This is a genomic window from Paenibacillus sp. FSL E2-0178, from assembly GCF_038593005.1.
GTDB classification, from domain to species: Bacteria; Bacillota; Bacilli; order Paenibacillales; family Paenibacillaceae; genus Paenibacillus_AQ; species Paenibacillus_AQ phytohabitans.
The window spans coordinates 7,115,351-7,136,680 of record NZ_CP151953.1; the positions used below are offsets into that span (position 1 = coordinate 7,115,351).

A 21,330-nucleotide genomic window follows, 5' to 3' on the forward strand; every position below is an offset into this window, starting at 1 on the left:
CCCCATCATTCTAATGTAAAAAAAGGCTAAAGACAAAATCTTTAGCTTTTCTTTAGACTCGATTTAGTCTGAATTAAGAATGACGCACTATATTATAGGGAAAAGAACCGCCGGTTCAAATATGAAAACGGGAGTCACTCATGGCCAAACTGAATTTGTTTATCCGCATTTGTATCGCAGTGCTGCTGGTGCTGGGAATTATCTATGTAAGCTCACTGGTGGACTTTATTTTCACACCCGTTATCTCGCTGTTCAGTGTCGTCATTGTGCCGTTAATGCTGGCCGTCTTCTTCTATTATCTGCTGCGTCCCTTGATTGATTACCTGGCCTCCCGCAGGCTGAACCGGACCGTCGCTATCTTGCTGGTCTATCTGGTTATTGCGGTGCTGCTGCTGGGATTCACGGTAGGTGTCTGGCCGTCGCTGCAGAATCAGCTGGTGAATCTGGCTAATAATATGCCTGGCGTATTCAATGCCGTGGGAGAACAGCTGACGAAGCTGGAGGACAGCGATTTGTTGTCGAAGCTGATTCCTGCGGATATGAATCCGGCCAGCCAGCTGATGGATTATTTGAATAAAGGCTTTTCGCTATTGACGGTCTATGTGTCGGGGCTATTCTCCTTCGTCTCCAATTTCGCCATTGTACTCTTTACCTTTCCGATCCTGCTGTTCTACATGCTCAAGGAAGGCGGGAAGTTCGGCGATAAGCTCGTGAGCTTCTTTCCAAAGCGGTATCATGAGGAAGGTGCGTCCGTTGTTGCTGAAATCGACGGGGTGATGAGCAGCTTCATCGTCGGGAGGGTGCTGGTCAATCTGGCGCTGGGCGTGCTGATGTATTTCGGTTTTCTGCTGATTGGGCTGCCGTATGCGCTGCTGCTGACACTGGTGGCTGTGCTGATGAACTTCATCCCGTTTATCGGGGCAATTCTGTCCACCGTGCCGATCTTCATCTTCGGTCTGATCGAGTCGCCGTCCACGGCCATCTGGTCGATCGTGGTTGTGCTGGTCGCGCAGCAGATTCAGGATAACCTGGTGGCGCCTTATATCTTCGGGAAAAGCATGGATATCCATCCGCTGACCACGATTATTCTGGTCCTGGCGGGCGGTGATTTCGGCGGTATTATCGGCATCCTGCTGATTATTCCCGTCTACATGATGCTGAAGATTATCACAGTCAAGCTATATGAGCTGTTTGTCCGGCAGCGCTGGGAAAAGGAACCGGAGGTGCCTGCGGAAGCGGGGGATTAAGCTGTGTGCGGGTAAGACCGGGAGGCCGTTTTTAGGCTTTCCGGTCTTTTTTGGACTTGATGATGCTTATTAACGGCGCCGGGGATGGCCCGAATGGTGAGAGATAGTGGGATTAATCCCACTAATAGCGCCGAGGATGGCCCGAATGGTGAAAATAGAGGGATTAATCCCACTAATAGCGCCGGAAATGGCCCGAATGATGAAAATAGTGGGATTAATCCCACTAACAGGGCCCTTACTGCGCGGCCTGTTTTCTGAACTCGCTGGGCGTTACCGATAGCGCCTGTTTGAAGATTTTACAGAAATACATGGAGGAGTTGAAACCACAGGCATTCCCGACCTCAAGAATGGACAGATTGGAATTCACAAGCAGATTGCAGGCATGCTGGATCTTGATATTATTCAGGTATTGGATCAGGGTTAGACCGGTCGCTTCTTTAAAGACATGGCATAAATAATATTTGGACATGAAGAATGCTTCGGCGATTTCTTCGATTTTGCTGATCCGGTTATAGTTCTGACTGATGTATAGCAGGATCGGGGCGAAGTTTGCGTAGGCCGCAGGCACATGCTCCACTCTGGGTGATCTTACATTCTCATTCAGGATATTCAGGATATCCGCTAAATAGATGAAAATCCGGTTAGAGGGATCATCAATGTTCTCCTTGTCGAGCAGCAGCAGCAGCTTCTTAATTCTCGGAAAAGTTTCTTTGCTGGTGGAGATGATTTCTTTGTCGAAGCAGCCCAGCAGCGACTGAATCGAGCGGTCCGTGAAGTGCAGCCGCAGAAAGCGATCAGTGAAATACAGGCAGGTCCTGGCGCAGGAGTGATTGCCCCGGCTTTTGTGAAAGGAATTGGGCTTGAATAAGGCCACGTCATGCATCGTGATGTCGTACAAGGCGTCATTGACCACGAAATGATGATATCCGTCTTCGAGAAAATATAGCTCATACGAGTTGTGATAGTGGAATGCCGGCATCTCGTAGTTGGAGTCATGTTTCTCGTATTCCATGGAGAATAACGGATGGGCTTGATATAAATCAGCTTTCATAAATGACGCCTCCCTTATCTATAGCAATATAATACAACAAATCGCGAAATGAACAATATACTAAAAGATTATTGCTGTGATTTGCTGTATATTCGAGTCAATAAATAGAGTTGATATAGGAGGCAAGCAGCTTGTCGTACGAATTACTTAAGAGAAACACCACAATCCAAATCTACATGTCCGAAACAGAGAACAGCGCGGTACATATAGCGGTTAACAACCTTATCCGGGATATTGCGGCGGTGTGCGGCTGCAAGGCTGAGTTGTCACAAGAGATCGGTCAATGCAGCATTATAATCGGGACCGCAGGTAACGAGGCGGTGGCTGAGAACATTTCTGGGAAGCAGTTATCGCTCAACAAGCTTAGAGCTGAAGGCGCTTACCGCTGGGAAGCTTTTCTCCATGAGCTGGTGGACGGTGTATTGTATATCATCGGTACAGACAGACGCGGGACTATTTATGGAATATACGATTTATGTGAGCAGCTCGGCGTTTCTCCGTGGTATTACTGGGCGGATGTTCCGGTTAAAGTCAAAGAATCCTTCAGCCTTCCTGCGGATTACTCCAAGACAGATTGGCCGTCGGTGAAATACAGAGGCATCTTCCTGAATGATGAAGAGGAGCTGAACGATTGGGCGAAGCTGCATACCGCTGACGATACGATTGGCCCGGAGGCATATGAGAAAATTTTTGAGCTGCTGCTCCGCCTGAAAGGGAATTATATCTGGCCGGCGATGCATGTGAATTTCTTCAATGGCAACCTGCGGAACGGCGCACTTGCGGAGGAGATGGGGATTGTCGTCGGGACATCCCACTGTGATATGCTGCTGCGCAGCAACCAGAACGAATGGACGCCGTGGATCATGAGCAAAGGCTATACGGATGCCGTCTACGACTATTCTATAGAAGGAAGAAACCGCGAGGTTCTGCTGGAATACTGGCAGGAAAGTGTGGAACAGAATAAGGATTATGAAGTGAGCTTTACGATGGGCATGCGCGGTATTCATGATTCCGGGTTTCATACGAAGTCGATTGATGAAGATGATTCCTTAAGCGCGGAGGAGAAGACCACGGCTAAGGTACGTCTGCTTGGTGATATTATCAAGGATCAGCGCAAGATTCTGATAAAAGTACTCGGGGAAGCCAAGGGGGCCGAGGTATTGCAGACTTTTGTCCCCTATAAAGAGGTGCTGGATCTGTACAATCTCGGTCTTGAAGTGCCGGAGGATGTCACACTGATCTGGGCGAATGACAATTTCGGGCATGTGCGCCGTTATCCGAATGAGGCGGAACGGGGGCGCAGCGGCGGGCACGGGCTGTATTACCATTCATCCTACTGGGCGCACGGGGGAACGGCCATGAGTTATCTGTTTATCAACTCGATTCCCTTGGCCCATACCGGCAATGAACTGAAGAAGTCCTATGGATCGGGAATCCGGAATATATGGGTGCAGAATATCGGCGGACTCAAGCCGCTGGAGCAGGATATGGAATTCTTCATCCGCTACGGCTGGGAAGCAGGGAAAGAAACGGGGATTACCAGGAATACCCGGCAGTTCACCGAGCACTGGATCAATACGAACTTCTCCGGTAATCATGGTGCTGAAGCGGCTGAGTTATATGAAGTTTTTGCCCGGGTAACCAATGTGCGGAAGATTGAACATATGAATTCGGATGTCTTCACGCAAACGGTGCTGGGGGATGAGGCTGGACGCCGGCTGAAGATGCTTGAGGATATTTTTCGGCGGGGAAATGCGATTCTGGACAGCCTGCCGCTGGAGGAGCGTGCTGCATTCTTCCAATTGTTCCTGATGAAGATTCACGCGTCCTACTATACCAACCATGAGTTCTATTATGCTGACCGGAGCAACCTTTCCTACGCGCGGGGGAATATGCAGGCAGCAGACCAGTACACGGAGCTATCCGGTAAAATGCTGGATTACAAGCGGACCATGCTGCATTTCTACAATTATAAGATGAGCGAAGGAAAATGGGAGGGCATCCTCACGCCTGAGAGCTTCCCGCCGCCGCCGACAGCGATGTTTCCGGCAAGAAAGCCTGCCCTGAGCATTTCCGGAAGCGGTGTAAAAGTGAATCTGTGGAATGATGATGAGGTACTCTCATTCTCAGTTTATGGGATGACGCAGAAGTGGATTGAGATTGGGAACCAGGGAGCTGGCAGCCTTCCTTATTCTATCGAAGTCATTGAAGGAGCGGACTGGATTACCCTCTCTGAGAGTGAAGGGACGATCCACACCGAGAAGAGAATTCTCGTATCGGTATTGAATCCGGCGGAGCATGCGGGTAAGCAGGGAATTATTAATGTTCTTGATCACAGGGACGGCAGTGTGATTCCGGTTAAGGTTCAAGTTGAGGAAGCCGTAGAGCTACCCGAAGGGGTTGCCGCTTATATTGAAGCGGACGGCTATGTATCCATCCCGGCAGCGGGATACGACCGGAATATTTTTCATGATGGTGTGGAAGGAGAAGCGGCGAAGGCTGGCTGGGTAACCGTGCCGGGCCTCGGGAGACATGAAGGGGACGCGGTGATGGCCTGGCACTCGGAGCTCACTCCGGCCGGGGATGTGCTGAAGGAGAATCCTCATCTGGAATATGATCTGTATCTGCAGCATAGCGGGAAGTTCGAGCTGGAAATTTACCGGTTCCTCACACTGGATTCCACGGGGCAGATCCGCTTCGGCGTCGGCATAGATGAAGAAGAGCCGTTTATCGTAGAAAGCGAGACCCGTGACGAATGGCTTGGCGCGTGGAAGGAAGCTGTGTTCGATAATGGCGAGAAAATCATGGTGGAGCTTCCGTTCCTCTCTTCTGGAGCCCATACCCTAAAAATTTATATGGTCGACCGTTATGTGACCCTTACCAAACTTGTGCTGTATACCAACGCGCAAAGCGGAAGCAATCTGGGTCCTGTCTTCAGCAGACATGGTGAAACACCGGTTCCCGCCTATGGACTCGAGAGTCCCGATGTGCAGTGGGATAAGCTTGAACAGCTGGGCAGCGGGCTTTATTTAACAAGTGCGGATGAAGTTCCTCCCCCTAATGTCCTGTATGCGGACCGGGAGTTCTTCAAGACGATGAACACTGAGATTTTTAATAAGCTTGTGAATGCCCCGCAGGCTGAGCTAGGTGAGCCACGCTATGCTAACATCAGCGGAAGTGGCGGGAGTAAGGATTGGCTTCAGGAATTTGGTTCGGGTGTCTTCGTTGAACAGGACGGGGTTCTGGCGATTGAAGCGGAGTATGCGCTGGAGAATTCAGCGAATGCTTATCTCACAACGGCTGCGGACGGAAGCGGCCTGAGCTGGAGCCATCTGCAGGCGGAAACGAACGGACGGACCGGGCTGGCGATGCACGTTGCCATGCCGGGAATCCGCTGGGATCACCCGGAGCAGGCTCCGGCGTTGCATTACCGGCTGAATATCAGTACACCGGGAACTTACCAGGTCTGGATGCTGCTCCGGCATTATAACGACAAGTCGGACTCCTGCTATCTGGCGCTGGATGGCGAGGTGCAGCCGATATCCGAACAGTTCGGCGGAGGTACGCTGCATACGTACAACACTGCGTATGTATATTACTGGTGTGCGATATCCGACCTTGCGCTCACGGCCGGTGAGCATGTACTCTCCGTTTTGGCCAGAAAGTCGCAGCTGCGGATCGACCGGATCTACTTGACCACCGGTAACGAGCTGCCGCCAGTTGATGCGCAGTGGAAGGACTCGGAGCGAAGATAGCTACGGGGAATTGAGGAACTCGGGGGGAATTGAGGGGATTAAGAGAATCGAGGGAATCAAGGGAATCGAGGGAATCAAGGAATCAAGGGAATAAAAGCGGCAGCCGGGAATTGGAATTCCCGGCTGCTGTTTTTTTTGTTACGGATATAGAGGGATTCCTCTGAATCCACCGATAGCGGGCAAACTGCTGGAATGAGGAGCATAAGTGCCCCTGAATCGGCTGGAAGTGGGCAAACTGAGGAAATGAAGAGCACAAGTACCCCTGAATCCGCCGGAAGTGAGCAATGTGGAAGGGTAAACGAACCGAATGTATGCGAAAAACCGAATACAATGTGCCGCTGCGAAGGGTAACGAACCAAATGTATGCGAAAAACCGAATACAATGTGCCACTGCGAGGGGTGACGACCCAAATGTATGCGAAAAACCGAATACATTATGCCACTGCGAGGGTAAACGAGCTAAATGTATGCGAAAAACCGAATACAATATGCCACTGCGAGGGTAAACGAAAAGGGAAAAGGGACAGTCCCAAGTGGCCATTGTATGGCTAATGGGACTGTCCCTTATTAAAATCCACATCTATTTACTCCCGTTACTCCCGGTTCAGAAATGTCCGGGTCCGCTCCAGCTGCGGGTTGCCGAAGATTTCCTCCGGTGTGCCGGACTCGGCGATTTCGCCGTTATCCATGAAGAAGACGCGGTCGGCCACATCGCGGGCAAAATTCATCTCATGCGTGACGATAATCATCGTCATGTGCTCCTCGGCAAGCTGGCGGATGACCCGCAGCACCTCGCCGGTGAGCTCGGGATCCAGTGCCGAGGTCGGCTCGTCGAACAGGAGAATGTCCGGATTCAGCATCATCGCTCTGGCGATTGCTACCCGCTGCTTCTGCCCGCCGGACAGCATGGAGGGATACACGTCTGCTTTATCGGCAAGACCTACTTTGGAGAGCAGCGCCTCGCTTTTGGCCGTAATATCCTGAATACTCTCCCGCTTCAGCGTTCTCGGCGCAAGCTCCAGGTTGCCCCTTACGGTGAGATGCGGAAACAGATTAAAGTGCTGGAACACCATGCCCATGGTTGAGGTGATTTCCCTAATCTCCGCGCCGCTGGCATATTTGCCGTTCTCCACGAGCGCCCGGCCGCAGATCAGGATGCTTCCCCCGGTGACCTCCTCCAGATGCACAAGACTGCGCAGCATGGTGCTTTTGCCGGAGCCGGAAGGCCCGATCACCGCAACGACTTCCCCGGGGTTAACGTCAAAGGTAATCTGTTTCAGCACATCAAGGCTGCCGAAGGATTTCTGCAATTGCGATACTTCAATCATACTACTCATAGCCAAACAGCCCTTCTACTCAAATTTGAAACGTTTCTCCAGCGTCTTGAAGAACAGCGTAAGCACCAGTGTCATCAGCAAATATATTACGCCCGCTACGACAAAAGGGGTGACCGTGAAATCACGGTTTACCGCCGTTTTGGCGAAATTGAGCAGCTCCGGTACGGCTACGGCATACAGCAAGGCAGTGTCCTTGACCAGGGTTATGGACTCATTGGCTACCGCAGGCAGCGCCACCCGGAACATCTGGGCGAGAATTACCTTGCGCAGGGTCTGCCATTTGCTAAGCCCGAGTACCTTGGCTGCCTCATGCTGGCCTTTATCGATGGAGAGCATTCCCCCGCGGAAGATCTCAGCGAAATAAGCGCCATAATTCAGAATGAATCCAAGGCTGGCCGCGACGAAACGGTCCATGACCAGATATTGCCCAATCACGGGAATCTGCGGCAGGCCGAAGCAGAAGAACAAGAGCTGCAAGAGCAGCGGAGTGCCGCGCATTACGTAAATATACGTATGTGCGATCCAGGCCAGCGGCTTGATCGAGCTTTTGGCCATTAGTGTGACCACCATCCCAAGCGGAATGGACAATACGATCACAATCAGGAACAGCAATACCGTTGTCCGTGCCCCCTCCAGCATCGGTCCGGAAATTTTAATAATATAGTCAATATTCATATCTTCACCCGACTCCTAAAGGAAACCATCTAGTTAAGTACTTTGTTCTCTCCGAACCATTTCGTGGAAATCTCGGCCGCCGTTCCGTCACTGCTCAGCGCGTCCAATGCCTTCTGCAGCTCCGTCAGCAGATCTTCATTGCCCTTCTTAATCCCTATACCATACTGCTCTGGGGCCAGCGATTCATCCATCAGCTTGTAAGTCTCCGGATCCTTGGCTATGTAGTATCTGGCCACAACTTCATCAATGACCACTCCATCCAGTCGACCCGATTTCAGGTCTGTCAGGGCGAGCACATTATCAGTGAATTCGGAGACATTTTTAAGCTCTGCCTTAATCGGATTAGCATCCAGGGCATCGGCAGCAGAGGAGAGGCTTTGCAGTCCGACCTCTTTGCCGGCCAGATCCTTAAGCGTAGACAGCGCTGAATCCGCAAGCACGACTACAACCTGACTGTTCTCCAGATAAGGCTTGGTAAATAACACTTTTTCCTTGCGCTCGTCCGTGATGGTGTAGCCGTTCCATATCATATCAATGCGTCCGCTATTCAGCTCCGATTCCTTGGCAGACCAGTCAATCGGGAGGAAGGTAACTTCTTTGCCCATTTTCTCAGCAGCCGCTTTCGCATAGTCAATATCGAAACCTACAATTTCATTGTTATCATCCCGGAAGCCCATCGGGGCAAACTTATCATCTATACCGATCACCAGCTTACCGTCATTGCCACCCGAACTGGAGCAGCCTGCTATTATAGCAATCGCCATAATTACCAATAAACCCAGTATCCCTTGTCTCTTCATCTCTCTATTCCCCCTAGTAGATTACACGCAGCAGCCTGCGCTTTAGTTCGTTAATACGTTATCAGTTTATCATAATAACATATCATGTGAGTTAATGTCGATAGAGTAGGGGAACACAATTGTGTCCAAAATAAATCAAAGCATGCCGCTCCGCAGACTCTTATTTTATTTATTTTTTCCATTTTATCTCAATTCGTAATCGGATAAGATTCCTGTAACAGGTACACAGGCGGCCTGAAATAAGGAGGAATGTCTAAGGTGATAAAATTGAATAATGAGCAACGATGCTTTTAACCAGGCGCTCACAGAATCACTGGGGTTCTGGGATCAGGTCACACCGGATAATGAAGAGTGGAGATTGAAGATACCAGAGGTTCATCCCAACAAATACATACGGGAGTATACAAGACACCGGTACATTGTAACCCGTGAGACGTTCACGCCAATCGAACTATCGCTGCCTGAGGGGTATGTGCTGGAGAAGATAGATTTGCCGGAGCTGCGGAAAAAGCGGGCCGTAGCGGAGCGGGTAGGCTTCAAGCTGGCGGATACCTATCCCTCTTTCACCTCCTATGCTCCTATTGAGAATTTTGCGGATCTTAAGGATGACGGCTGGTATGAGTGGGGGGCTTATCTGCAGCAGGCTTCACAGAAAGAGCCCCGGCTGTACCTGGAGTGCCTGCACTGTTACGTCAAGGCAAATGCCGTGGAGAAGGCACAAGAAATCGTGCGGGAAATGACCAAGGCAGAGATCGAATGCGATCTGGAGGAATTGAACGGAGCCATTGCGTACTACCGGAGCGAAGGATTATGTTCGGCCTTCAAGGCTCCGGAGTGGACAATATGATCAACAGTCTGGTGTACTTCTTCCGGTTATCCCAGTTCGGTCTGTGAATAATTCAGCTTATATTCCTTGGGGCTCATCCCTGTGTATTTGGAGAACACATGAGTGAAATAGGCGGGTGTCTCAATACCAACGGCTTCCGCGACTTCGAATACTTTACTTGCCGGGTTCCGGAGCAGCTTCTTGGCCATGTCAATCCGGTATTTGTTGATCACATCGATGATGGACTCACCGGTGACCTTCTTGTACAGGCGGCTGAGGTAGCTGCTGTTGATATGGATATGGTCGGCAATAATCTGCAGGCTCAGGTTCTGATTGTAGTGCTCTCGTATATATTTCTGGCATTCAATTACGATGTAATTAGGCTGTCTGTCACTCCGCGCCACGGCCCTTGAGCAGCTTAGAATCAGGCGCCCCAGAATATCTGCCAGCAGCTGGATGCTTTTGCTCTCCTGAATCTGCTTATACACGGCGGATTGGCTCTCCTCCATCTCCGGTGCGAAGGGCTGGCTTGTGCTCAGCAAGCGGAAGCAATAGGAGCTGATCAGCAGACAGGCTACCTTCACGTTCTCAATCGGCTCTTTAATGCTTCTGTAGTTCTCCAGCAGCTGGTCCAGCTGACGGATGGCCGACTCGCTGTCTCCCTGCTGCAGATGTCCGGCAATCTGCTCGGCGGCATGATGGGGAGGGGCTGCAGGCGTAAGGGCCTGGTTCGCATGAGGGATATATACAGCCACATAATTATCATTATAAAAGCTGCCCTGCAGCGCCTCTCTCGCTTCAAGATAGGCCGTTGACAGCGTCGATATATCCCGGTGCCGCAGGCTGATGCCGATATTGACATGATATTGCCTGAAATTCTCCGCCATGGCGAGGATTTCATTGCTGATCGTGAGCAGGGCCTGGGTGGAGACCGCGGTATTGCCGCCGGTCATGGAGACAAGCGCCAGCAGGGTGTTTTTCTCCATGGCCATAATATAAGAGGGATGCTCCCCGAAGGCCAGGGCAAGGAATTGGCGGATGGAGGCCAGGAAGCGGTAATGGTCATTCGCCGGGCTCCCGGCAGAGCCATGGGGTCCGGGTATATCTTTTACCTCCATATAGATGGCGAAATAGTCCTCCAGCTGCAGCCCCAGCTCGCTTGAGCGGCTGAACAGACCGGCTTCATCGCTAATCAGGCCATAGACGGCTTCCCGGAGGAATTTTTCGCTGATTTCGGACAGATTATCGTTGATTTTGCTCTCCAGCTGCCGGACCTTCTGCTTCTGCTCCCGTTCTTTTTCCAGCAGCAGTGTGGCTTTCTCAATCGCCCGGGGAATCTGCTCTGTGGGATTGGTCTTGACTACAAAATCGACGACTTCATATTGAATGGCCGTTTGGGCATAGGAGAAGTCCGCGAAGGCCGTAAGAATGATAACCTTCGTCTGCGGAAAGTGCTGGTGCACATACTCTGAGAGCGCAAGCCCATCCATTCCCGGCATGCGGATATCCGTGACAACGATATCGACATCGTAGTAGCCCAGCAGCTCGACCGCCTCCAGCCCGTTCGACGCCTCACAAACAACCTCGCACTCAAGAATACTCCAATCGATGAAGCACTGCAGCCCTTTTTTGATCACAGGCTCATCGTCTACAATCATCACCTTATACATGTGTTAGTTCCCCCTGATCTGCCGGTATATGTAGAGTGACTCTCGCGCCTGCCCCAGGCTCGCTCTCGACCTCAATGCCATAAGGCTCGCCGTAGAGCAGCTTAACCCGTTTATGCGTGTTGATCAGGCCGATATTGTTGTGGCCCTGCTTGCGCATCGTGTCGCTCTCGAAATGATTCCAATTCTTGGGCACATGCTCAAACCCGCTGCCGTTATCGGTGATCTCGAAATAGACCGAATCGTTCTCGCGGTAAATGCGGATGTTGATGTTTCCTTTGCCGAGCTTCCGCTCCACCCCGTGCACCACAGCATTCTCGACCAGCGGTTCAACACTGAGCTTGGGCAGCAACAGATCCAGTATGGCCTCATCCTCGATCTGGATCGTGTACTCCATTTTGTCCTCGAACCTTTCCTTCTGCAGATACAGATAGAATCTGATGAAATCCAGCTCCTGCCGGATCGGGATTTTGGCCAGACTGTTGGAATAGATGCTTGCCTGCAGCAGCTCAGTGAGGGACGTGACCATTTTGTAAACGGTCTCATCTTTGGACAGCTTTGCCTTGTAGCCGATGGTAATCAGCGTATTGAACAGAAAATGCGGATTCATCTGAGCCTGCAGAAATTTGAACTCTGACTCTTTGACCAGCAGATGCTTCTCATAGACTTCCTTGATCAGATAATTGATTTCGTCAGTCATGTTGTTGAAGGTGGAACTGAGCTGGTTGAGCTCTGCGTCCTTGAAAGCGGGCATTCTGGTGTTGTAATCCCCTTTCTTGACCTTACGGATACTCCGCAGCAGATCGCGGATAATCCGGGTGAAGCGAAGCGACAGCAGGACACCTGCTGCAAGCGAGACGAACGCAATCAGTGCGATAAACCAGATATAATTGTGCATGCTTCCCGATAATTTGGCGAGTACCTGCTTCCTCGGAATGCCGGCAATGAAGGTAAGACCGGTAGTACCGATGCTGCGGGAAGCGGCCAGATAAGTCTCCTGATTAAGCTTGACCTCACTTACTTCCGTATGATCCCTCAGCGCGAGCACATCGGGAGGAACAGTTGAACCTAATTCCTGCTTACCCGCACTAGAATAGATGACTCCCTGGTTATCAATAATGTAAGCTATGGCGCCCGGGTATTCGAGCAGTCCGGCATATTCCTCTGCTAAATCAGCTTCATTCGTGCCGAAGATCAGCACCAGGCGCTGCTCGGGAAGATTAATATTGGACATCACCCGGGTGAAATAGAGCGTGGGATCGCCGGGACTTGGCGTCAGGATTTCTTTGCCGCGGACCATTCTGCCGTTAACCGACTGATAGACTGCGAGATTGTTCCGGTTAATCTGCTCAATGTTAGGCGGGGACTTCAGAACGGATACATAGTTGTCGTTATCAAAAAATACATAGGCCGTTGACAGCAGGCTGATATTCCAAGCATTGTTGAACATAAGGCTGTACTTCAAATCCTCCTCCATTTCACTTTTATTGACGAATTTCTTGTAAAAGTCATCGCTCAGCGACATATCGTCGATTAACCAGTTTCTTAACATTTTAGTAGAGAGGAAATGCAGGGAGGTATTATCGATAATTTGAAAGGACTTCTCGATATTGTCGTTGGTCTGGCGGATCAGCAGGGACAGATTATCATTGGCATTCCTCGTTAGAATCTGGGAGATGCTCCAATAGAAGTAGCAGCCGGCGAACGTCATCGGAAGCAGAATTAGCAGGAAGATAATAATGACCATTTTATTTCGTACCGGAATTAGGGAGAAACGTCCGAGTAGGGGACGAAGGCTGATCCGCTTCAGGATATGCTGATTGGACATGTTGGTTGCTCCTTGCTGATGAGTCTGTAGTACAGCCATTATATATTCATTTCTTGGCAGCGAATAGCAGAGCCGGGTGAAATTGGGCCGTTTCCGGCCAGATGGTAAAGAAAACGATACAGAGTTAAAGAAATCTGAAAACCCTTACACCCGCCCCGCTGCCAAATCAGATTTGCTCAAGATATTATAAAAGATCATGCGGAAAAACGAATTCATAACTTTTTTTCTATGTTCTACAATGAGAGCTGTAAACAACTGTAATCGGCTGCAGGGTGATGCCCTGGCTTAAGCCATCATTCTAAAGGGGGATTTATTGTGCGAAAGTCTTTGTACAAAGCGGGCTGTACCTTAGCAGGCATGCTGATGCTGACCATGTCCATTACGGCATGCGGATCAGGGAATTCAGCAGAGAATAATGGAGCGGCCGCAACGGCAGGCTCAGGAAATGCAGCAGCGCCTGCGGCTAAAGCGCCGGTCAAAATTTCTTATCTTACCTTCCGGGTCGGCACGCATGCATCAGCCAAGATGGAGGAAGAGCAGATCAAGCAGTTCAATGCCAAATATGGCAATGAAGTGGAGGTTGTGGTTGAAGAGATTCCAAGTGATGCGGCATACGTGGATAAGATTAAGATTCTGGCAGCCTCCGGGGATGTGCCGGATGTCGTAATGGGCAAGGACGGAATTAATGATGTCTTGATCAAAGGGAATCTTGCAACCCCTTTCAATGATTATTTAGACAAGGACGCGGAATGGAAGGCAGCCATCGGAGAAGATGCACTCGCTTCCAATACCCGGGACGGGAAGATCTGGTCGATCAGCGATCAGAAGCAGAATATCGGCTACTTTTACAATAAAGAAATGTTTGACAAGGCAGGCATTAAGCCGGCGGAGACTTGGGATGAATTCATGAGCAACAACGAGAAGCTGAAGGCTGCAGGCTTCGTTCCGCTCGCACTGATGACCGGGGAGAATGCCTGGACATCCAACCTGATTCTTGCTGCGATGATCGGCACTAACGGGGAGAAAGGCAAGACGTTCATGAACACCCTGCACCCTACCGACTTCAATACGCCCGAAATGATTCAGGCGCTTAATATGATGAAGGAGCTGCTGGAGAAGTATACGACGAAGGATGCGCTTGGGGCGGGATATGCCAATGCAGCGAACGCGTTCAGCCAGGGCAAGGCTGCGATGATTGCCAACGGTCCCTGGATGATTGGAGACTTCAGCGATCCGACCAAATCCAGTGAAGGTTTCGATGCAAAAGTGGGTGTCGCCGCTTATCCGAATAACAGCCTGATTTCCACTTATGAGGTTGGCTATATGATCGGAGCCAAAACGCCGGAAACCCGCGATGCTGCGGAGAAATTCATCAAGTTCAAAACAGGGCTTGAAGGACAGACCCTCGCTCTTGAATACGGCAATGTCATGCCGGTATCGAGTGAAGTTCAGCCATCAGATGCACTAAAAGAGAAATATCCGATCATGGTCGAATCGATTACAGTCGCTCAAAAGACACAGCTGCATTACCGGACACTGGATTCCATCGTCTATCCGAACGTAACGGATGCCTGGAAGAACCTGTATCCGAAGCTGGCAGCGGGCCGGGCAACGGCTGAAGAGATTGCCAAGGAACTGACGGAAATTGCCGCTAAGAATAAATAAAGAGCAACGTAAGCTGAATAAAAGAAATTAACAAAAAGTGAGAGGACCGGAGGGGGATTTTGGAACTGTAGGAGCGATAGCGATCGCCTGAAAGCTTTCCGAGGAAAGCTCACTCCGGAAGCATAAGCAGTCACCGGATTTCTACCGCGAACAGCGGTTTAAATCAAGAAATCTGGGGGCGGGCAGCGGCCGGAAGTCCAAATATTCACCGCAGTGACGATTGAACTTTAAGTTAGCATCTTAATTTTAGCTTATATTGCATGACGAGGATTGGGGAGGACCATATGGATGGTTAGGAAAAATAGAGGGTATATCACGCTTTTCCTGCTACCGACTGTAGCATTGTTTATTATTGTTTATGCCGTCTCACTTGTCATTCTGTTCGGCACATCCTTTACGGAATGGTCGGCAGGACGCAGCCCGGTGTTCATCGGTCTCGCTAACTATATCAAGCTGTTCACGGACGATGCCGATTTTCGCCAAAGCGCACTGAATACGGGGATCTGGGTCGTGCTGCAATCTACGGTCCACGTGGCCATCGGCACCCTGTTCGCGGTTATTCTCAGTATGAAGGAATTCTACTGGAAGTTTGCCCGCACAGTGTACATGTTTCCGAATATTATCTCAGGGGCTGCCGTAGGTATGCTGTTCCTGTGTATGCTCAATCCTGAATTCGGTGCGGTGAACAGTATCGTCCGTTTATTCGGCAATGCGGATTACTCCCAGAACTGGTTCATGGATTATGCCACGGCTTTTCTATCCGTTACGATGACCTGGCTGCCGTATGCGGCAGTCGTCACGATTCTCATTCTGGCCGAGATTGCGGCCATTCCGGAAAGTCTGTTCGAATCGGCACGTATCGACGGGGCCAGCAATTTCAAGATCAACCTGTACATCATCATTCCTATGCTGCGCAACATTATCGGGACCTGCGTGATTCTGTCGGGAACAAGCATGCTGCAGAAGATGGATATTATTCTAATGACAACAGGCGGCGGACCCGGCAATCAAACGATGAATTTGCCCATTTACATTTACAAGACCGCTCTCATGGACAATAACTTCGGTTATTCCAACTCAGTGGGCGTTTTCCTAATCGGCTTTGGCTTGATCTTTGTCCTGCTATGCCGAAATCTGTTCAGAATAGGCAGCTCCCAAAACTGAATGGAGCGGATGGGGTGAGAATGTTGAAAAAAAGTTTGGGTGTACTTAAGTATGGATTTGTAATCCTGATTGTCCTGTTGTCGCTGGGTCCGTTCCTGTGGGTGCTGCTGGCTTCGTTTAAGACGAATGCCGAGATTCTGAGCAATTCCCTCGGCTGGCCAAGCAGCTTCCGCTTCTCCAATTACACGAAGGCCTTCCAGATCGCGCCGATATCCCGGTTCTACATCAACAGTGTAATTGTAGGGATCTTCGGAACACTGCTCAATCTGCTTCTGCTCGGAATGGCAGCTTATGTCCTGGCGCGCTTTCACTTCCGCGGTAAAAAGCTGCTGATGGGAGCCTTCTCCCTCTCGCTGCTGATTCCCGGCGCTGCGATGCTGCAGCCGCTGTACTTGACGGTTAACGCGCTCGGGCTGTACGACAAGCTGATCGGACTTATTATTGTCTATACCGGCTTTGGGTTGCCGGTCTCGCTCTACATTCTATCCAGCTACTTCCTGACGATCCCCAAGGAGATGGAGGAATCGGCTTACCTGGATGGTGCCAGCTTCATTCAGACCTTCTTCCGGATTATACTGCCGATCTCGAAGCCGGGCTTCGGCACGGCGGGAGTCATGCAGTTCCTGCTCTGCTGGAATGAATTTCAATTCGCGATCATTCTGACGACAGGCAATCAGAGCCGGACCCTGCCGCTGGCGCTCTATTATTTCAAAAGCCAGTTTGCCAGTGATTACGGCGTCATGTTTGCGGCTACGATGGTCGTCATCATTCCGAGTATTGTAGTCTATATCCTGCTGCAGGAGCAGGTAGTATCCGGACTTGCTGCGGGAGCGGTCAAGGGATGACGGAGCGGACGGGAATGCCAAGGAAAGATACCGGAGAATTGAGGGGTTGCAGATGAATGAGGAACACCTGTGGTGTCTGAAAGAAAACGGGTATGATGCCGGACTGCATAAGCATTATGAGGGGCTGTTTACCCAGGGGAACGGCTATATGCATGCCCGTGGAAGCTTTGAAGAGGGGTGCAGCGATGCCCCTCAGGATGAGGAGTATCTGCGCTTTCCGGATAACGTCACGCTGGAGAAGCCGCGGCATCCGAAGTCCAAGCAGGGGACATTCATCCCGGGCATTGTCGCCCGGCATCCGCTGCTGAAGGAGGAGATTGTTAATCTTCCTTATATGCTGGGGCTTGAATTGTGCTCTGCGGGGGAGAGCCTGGATATGGACCGCTCCCGGATCAGCGGCTACAGACGCTGGCTGGATCTGCGCGATGGAAGCCTTCATCGTACATTAATCTGGGAGACAGCAGAGGGCATGCAGCTACAGTGCACCTTCGAGCGCTACATCAGTATGGCGGATACCCATCTGTGTATCCAGCGAATACAGGTTGAGGTGCTGGCAGGCGAAGGCAGGCTGGAGGCTGCTGCTTCTCTCCGGGGAGATGTACGCACCAATGGGATGAATCATTTTGATAGTGTAGTTCCCACGGCGGAAGTTGGGGGCAGCCTGTCACTTGAAACGCTGACGGAGCAGGGGAACCGGATCTTCATGCACTCTGTGCTTGAAGCCTCTGAAGCGGTGATCTGGCAGGAGGAGAATAGCCTGGTGACGGCTGCTCTCCGGGGTGAATTCGCCATGCAGATCGGGGACCGGCTGACTATCAGTAAGCTGACGGCGGTGACCACGGACCGGGATATGGAGGAGGGCGAAGCCGGCAGCAGAGCGCTTGCGCAGCTTAGCCATGCACGTAAGATAGGCTGGGACCAGCTATATGAACGGCATGCTGCTTGCTGGAAGAGCAAATGGCAGGGGGCCGATATCATCATCAAGGGAGATGATCTGGCGCAATTAAATGTCCGCGCTTCACTCTATCATCTGCTTCGTGCCAACGCACCGGAGGATGCCCGGGTGGCGATTTGTGCCAAGGGGTATGCCGGTGAGGCCTATTTCGGCCGGTATTTCTGGGACACAGAGATCAACCTGCTGCCCTTCTACCTGCACACCAACCCGCAGGCGGCCCGCAATCTGCTTCTGTTCCGCTACAATACGCTGGACGGAGCCAGACGCAATGCGCAGAATTATGGTTACAGGGGAGCAAGGTATGCCTGGGAGTCCTCGTTAAGCGGGGAAGAGCAATGCGCCAACTGGCAATACGCCGATCATGAAATTCATATAACAGCGGATATTGTGTATGCCCTCTACCATTATGTGCGGGCAACAGGCGATCAAGATTTCCTGGAGCACTACGGCATTGATATTCTGGTGGAGACGGCACGGTACTGGTGTGACCGGGTAGACTGGAACCGGGAAGGAGTGGGCGAGCTGCTCGGCGTGATGGGACCGGACGAATATCTGCCCTTTACCCGTAACAATGCCTTCACCAACCGCATGGTCAAATTCAGTCTGGAGCAGACGATTGCCTGCCTGGACAGCCTGCAAGGCAGCAAACCGGACAGCTATGCAGCTGCTGTAGAGCGGCTGGGTATTCGCCCGGAGGAACAAGAGCTGTTCCGGCATACGGCGGAGAAGCTGCGGTTGCCCTATGACAGCGGAACGGGAATTGTTCCGCAGTCTGACGATTTTGCTTCCTTTGCGGATGTGGATTTTGCCGGGATCTGGACTGACAGGTCCAGACCCTTCGGCCATTTCATCTCCCAGGAGCGCAATTACCGCTCCAAGGCGCTTAAGCAGGCGGATGTTCTGGAACTGATGCTGCTGTTCCCGCAGGAATTCTCCAAGGAGCAGCTGAAGGCCTCCTATGATTATTATGAGCCGATCACTACCCATGATTCCTCCTTGTCCGTGGCGGTTCACGGCATTGTGGCCTCCTGGCTGAATCAGCCGGAAGCGGCGGCGAATTTCCTGCAGCGGGTGATGGCTATCGACCTTTCGCTGGAGAAGAAGGGTGCTGCCGAGGGGATTCATATCGCCAATTGCGGCGGCTTGTGGCAGCTGATCGTCTACGGGTTAGCCGGTCTGAAGAGTGCGATGTGGAGCAAGGACATTAAGCTTGAGCCGCGGCTGCCTGAGGGCTGGACGGAGCTGAGCTTCCAGCTTGCCTGGCAGGGGGAGCGCTACCGGATCACGATTCATCCGGATGCTCATGAAGTGTACAAGCTGGAAGGGAGGGGCTATGTTGCGGGCACAACCCTTTGAGGCAGCTATCTTTGACCTGGACGGTGTCATTGTCGATACCGCGAAATTTCACTATCATGCCTGGAAGCGACTTGCCGGTGAGCTCGGCTTCGATTTCAGCGAGAGCACCAATGAGCAGCTGAAGGGCGTTAGCCGTATGGAATCGCTTGAACTTCTGCTGCGCTCCGGCGGAATCACAGATCTGACGGCGGAACGTAAGGAGGAGCTGGCCTCCCGCAAAAATGAGTGGTACAAGGAGCTGCTGGAGACGCTTACTCCGGGTGATGTATTACCCGGTGTAAGCGGCTTTCTTGGGCTGTTACGCTCACGCGGAGTCAGAACAGCGATTGCCTCAGCCAGCAAAAATGCTCCGCTGATTCTGGAGAAGGTGAACATCAGGCCGTTGTTTGACGCAGTGGCGGACGGGAACACCATCGGCAGGGCGAAGCCGGACCCGGAGGTGTTCCTGCAAGCAGCCAGGCTGCTTGGAGTAGCCCCGGCCGCTTGTTTTGTCTTTGAGGATGCGGCCGCCGGTGTAGAAGGGGCGATCCGGGCGGGCATGCGGGTTGTTGGTATCGGAGACGGGGCACTGCTTGCCCGCGCTCACCTTACCATCGCCAGCTTCGAAAAGCTTGACCCCGTGTTTCTGCTTAGCCACATTGGCTTAAACGGTTCCTCCGGAAGGGGGGACTGTTTGAATGAGTAATGGGCGGGGAAGTGATGAGCGAGTAAGCGATGGGCGAGTAAGCGATGAGCTAGTAAGTAATGAACGAATAAGCAAAGGGCGAGTAAGTAATAAACGAATAAGTGATGAGACGAATAGCAACGAGCAAAAGAACTATCAGCGAATGAGCAATGAACCGAACAGCAATGAGCAAAATAGTAGTCAGCGAATAAGCGAATTGACGCTGGAGCAGCTGCAGCCGGGCACTCCCCAGGTGCTGCCTGGAGGAGGCTTTGTCACCCTGACGCTTGTTACGGACTCCTTCGGCTCGCACCTACACCTTTTGACTATATCCAATGGCCGGCTTGTCTTTACCGTGATTCTGGAACGGGGGATGGACATTGGGGAAATCCGGCTGGATGCGGAGAAAATCAGCTGGGAGCGTGAAGAGCGGTACCTGCTCCATCCGGATCATGTAGATCTATCCGACAATGAGCATTCGGGCTGGGATTCAGGCTTCTATGCAGCGGTGGCTGCCATTGGGCCGGAAATCTTCGGTACCCCGGATGAGGTAAGAACCGTCCACGGGACGGGGTCCTATTCCCCGGCACTGCCGGAATCGGTGCGGCTGACCTGGGATGAGCAGCAGATCTGCCTGGAGGGTAATGTTCCGGTGAGGGGCTACGGGCCCTTGCCTGTGTATGCCAAAACAGTCCGGATCGTAACCCGCTATGGGGCAGCCTACCTGTTCCGGGAAGACACGGTACGGAATTTAACGGAGGTTGCCCAGCCAATGGATGACGGGTACCATATTCAGCTGGCAGGAGCTTATATGACGGGTGGGGGGAGTTATATCCTGCCGGTCTCCACCGCAAAAATGCTGCTCCGCGACTCTGCCCCGCCTGAGGTGGACCCGTTAACCATCTACGATTCCGAGACCAGGCTGGACCCGATCCGCTGTTATCAATACGTTCCTGAGCCGGTAGAGGGGCTTCTGGATTTGCCGCAGGTCCGGGACTATTGTGCAGACGGGGGCGGGGAGCAGCTGACAGCCGAGATGCTGGTGAACGCCGGGCAGGATACGGCAGCCTATGTCATTCGTTCCCTGCAATGTTATCCCCGGTCACTAATCGCCAAACGGGCGATCAGTGACTGCATGTATGCGCTGGAGCCTTGCAAGACCAGACCCAATTCGCTGGAGCAAAAAACGATAGACGGTGAAGTAGTCTATATCGGCCCCCGCGGCCAGAGCACCGGCTGGATCATCATCGGGGCTTCGCGTGATCCCCAGGAAATCACAACCCTTGCGCACATGATCCGTAGCGCAGCAAAATAACTGATTTATACCCGGAGCATGGACTCCAGCTATATTAAGGTAAACTTAAGAACGATGGCCAACTGATTGACACTTCCTGTGTAGATCAAGGATTCGGCCAGCACCGCAGGTTAGAATCTAAGTTCCTTCTACAATAGGTTTAAAAGGGATTACAAATAACCAGCCACCGGAAAGCTACCG

General features: G+C 51.7%; 15 protein-coding genes. 9 read left to right on the plus strand and 6 right to left on the minus strand.

What is annotated here, in order from left to right; all coding sequences use genetic code 11:
* The first annotated feature begins 140 nt into the window (after positions 1 to 140).
* Positions 141 to 1,247, plus strand: a complete 1,107-nt coding sequence (locus MHI42_RS30675) for an AI-2E family transporter (RefSeq protein ID WP_342421624.1) — start codon at positions 141 to 143, stop codon at positions 1,245 to 1,247.
* Between the two features lie 235 nt (positions 1,248 to 1,482).
* Here MHI42_RS30675 and MHI42_RS30680 read toward each other — a convergent pair whose 3' ends face one another.
* Entirely contained in the window at positions 1,483 to 2,298 is an 816-nt protein-coding gene (locus MHI42_RS30680; protein ID WP_342421625.1) for a helix-turn-helix transcriptional regulator, read from the minus strand.
* A gap of 131 nt (positions 2,299 to 2,429) precedes the next feature.
* Here MHI42_RS30680 and MHI42_RS30685 point away from each other — a divergent pair, with 131 nt between their 5' ends.
* Positions 2,430 to 6,053 (plus strand): glycosyl hydrolase 115 family protein, encoded by a 3,624-nt coding sequence (locus MHI42_RS30685; RefSeq protein ID WP_342421626.1) that lies wholly within the window; start codon positions 2,430 to 2,432, stop codon positions 6,051 to 6,053.
* A gap of 593 nt (positions 6,054 to 6,646) precedes the next feature.
* Here the strand turns inward: MHI42_RS30685 and MHI42_RS30690 are convergent.
* The 3 genes from MHI42_RS30690 to MHI42_RS30700 are packed head-to-tail and all read right to left on the minus strand — an operon-like array spanning position 6,647 to position 8,865.
* Positions 6,647 to 7,390: an amino acid ABC transporter ATP-binding protein gene (locus MHI42_RS30690; RefSeq protein WP_342421627.1), complete on the minus strand. Its 744-nt coding sequence runs from the start codon at positions 7,388 to 7,390 to the stop codon at positions 6,647 to 6,649.
* A gap of 15 nt (positions 7,391 to 7,405) precedes the next feature.
* Positions 7,406 to 8,065: an amino acid ABC transporter permease gene (locus MHI42_RS30695; protein WP_342421628.1), complete on the minus strand. Its 660-nt coding sequence runs from the start codon at positions 8,063 to 8,065 to the stop codon at positions 7,406 to 7,408.
* A 29-nt stretch (positions 8,066 to 8,094) separates the two neighbouring features.
* Positions 8,095 to 8,865, minus strand: a complete 771-nt coding sequence (locus tag MHI42_RS30700) for an amino acid ABC transporter substrate-binding protein (RefSeq protein ID WP_342421629.1) — start codon at positions 8,863 to 8,865, stop codon at positions 8,095 to 8,097.
* 274 nt (positions 8,866 to 9,139) lie between these two features.
* Here MHI42_RS30700 and MHI42_RS30705 point away from each other — a divergent pair, with 274 nt between their 5' ends.
* Positions 9,140 to 9,712, plus strand: coding sequence for a hypothetical protein (locus tag MHI42_RS30705; RefSeq protein ID WP_342421630.1), 573 nt, complete (start codon positions 9,140 to 9,142; stop codon positions 9,710 to 9,712).
* Between the two features lie 26 nt (positions 9,713 to 9,738).
* On the opposite strand, the gene MHI42_RS30710 is transcribed toward MHI42_RS30705, so the two are convergent.
* Positions 9,739 to 11,361 carry a response regulator gene (locus MHI42_RS30710; RefSeq protein ID WP_342421631.1) on the minus strand — a complete coding sequence of 541 codons (1,623 nt, stop codon included), beginning with the start codon at positions 11,359 to 11,361 and terminating at the stop codon, positions 9,739 to 9,741.
* On the minus strand, positions 11,354 to 13,186 hold the full coding sequence (locus tag MHI42_RS30715; RefSeq protein ID WP_342421632.1) for a sensor histidine kinase: 1,833 nt from the start codon (positions 13,184 to 13,186) through the stop codon (positions 11,354 to 11,356). The genes MHI42_RS30710 and MHI42_RS30715 overlap by 8 nt, the downstream gene beginning before the upstream one ends.
* 315 nt (positions 13,187 to 13,501) lie before the next feature.
* Here MHI42_RS30715 and MHI42_RS30720 point away from each other — a divergent pair, with 315 nt between their 5' ends.
* From MHI42_RS30720 to MHI42_RS30745, 6 genes are all read left to right on the plus strand, one after another.
* On the plus strand, positions 13,502 to 14,851 hold the full coding sequence (locus tag MHI42_RS30720) for an extracellular solute-binding protein (protein WP_342421633.1): 1,350 nt from the start codon (positions 13,502 to 13,504) through the stop codon (positions 14,849 to 14,851).
* 288 nt (positions 14,852 to 15,139) lie between these two features.
* On the plus strand, positions 15,140 to 16,015 hold the full coding sequence (locus MHI42_RS30725) for a sugar ABC transporter permease (protein ID WP_342421634.1): 876 nt from the start codon (positions 15,140 to 15,142) through the stop codon (positions 16,013 to 16,015).
* A gap of 20 nt (positions 16,016 to 16,035) precedes the next feature.
* Positions 16,036 to 16,860 carry a carbohydrate ABC transporter permease gene (locus MHI42_RS30730; RefSeq protein ID WP_171717275.1) on the plus strand — a complete coding sequence of 275 codons (825 nt, stop codon included), beginning with the start codon at positions 16,036 to 16,038 and terminating at the stop codon, positions 16,858 to 16,860.
* Positions 16,861 to 16,912: 52 nt separating this feature from the next.
* Positions 16,913 to 19,171, plus strand: a complete 2,259-nt coding sequence (locus tag MHI42_RS30735) for a glycosyl hydrolase family 65 protein (protein ID WP_342421635.1) — start codon at positions 16,913 to 16,915, stop codon at positions 19,169 to 19,171.
* Positions 19,149 to 19,856: a beta-phosphoglucomutase gene (gene pgmB, locus MHI42_RS30740; protein WP_342421636.1), complete on the plus strand. Its 708-nt coding sequence runs from the start codon at positions 19,149 to 19,151 to the stop codon at positions 19,854 to 19,856. The genes MHI42_RS30735 and pgmB overlap by 23 nt, the downstream gene beginning before the upstream one ends.
* 142 nt (positions 19,857 to 19,998) lie before the next feature.
* The gene (locus tag MHI42_RS30745) at positions 19,999 to 21,150 is read left to right on the plus strand and encodes a DUF4432 family protein (protein ID WP_342421637.1); all 1,152 of its coding nucleotides are present in this window, start codon (positions 19,999 to 20,001) and stop codon (positions 21,148 to 21,150) included.
* The last annotated feature ends 180 nt before the right edge of the window (positions 21,151 to 21,330 follow it).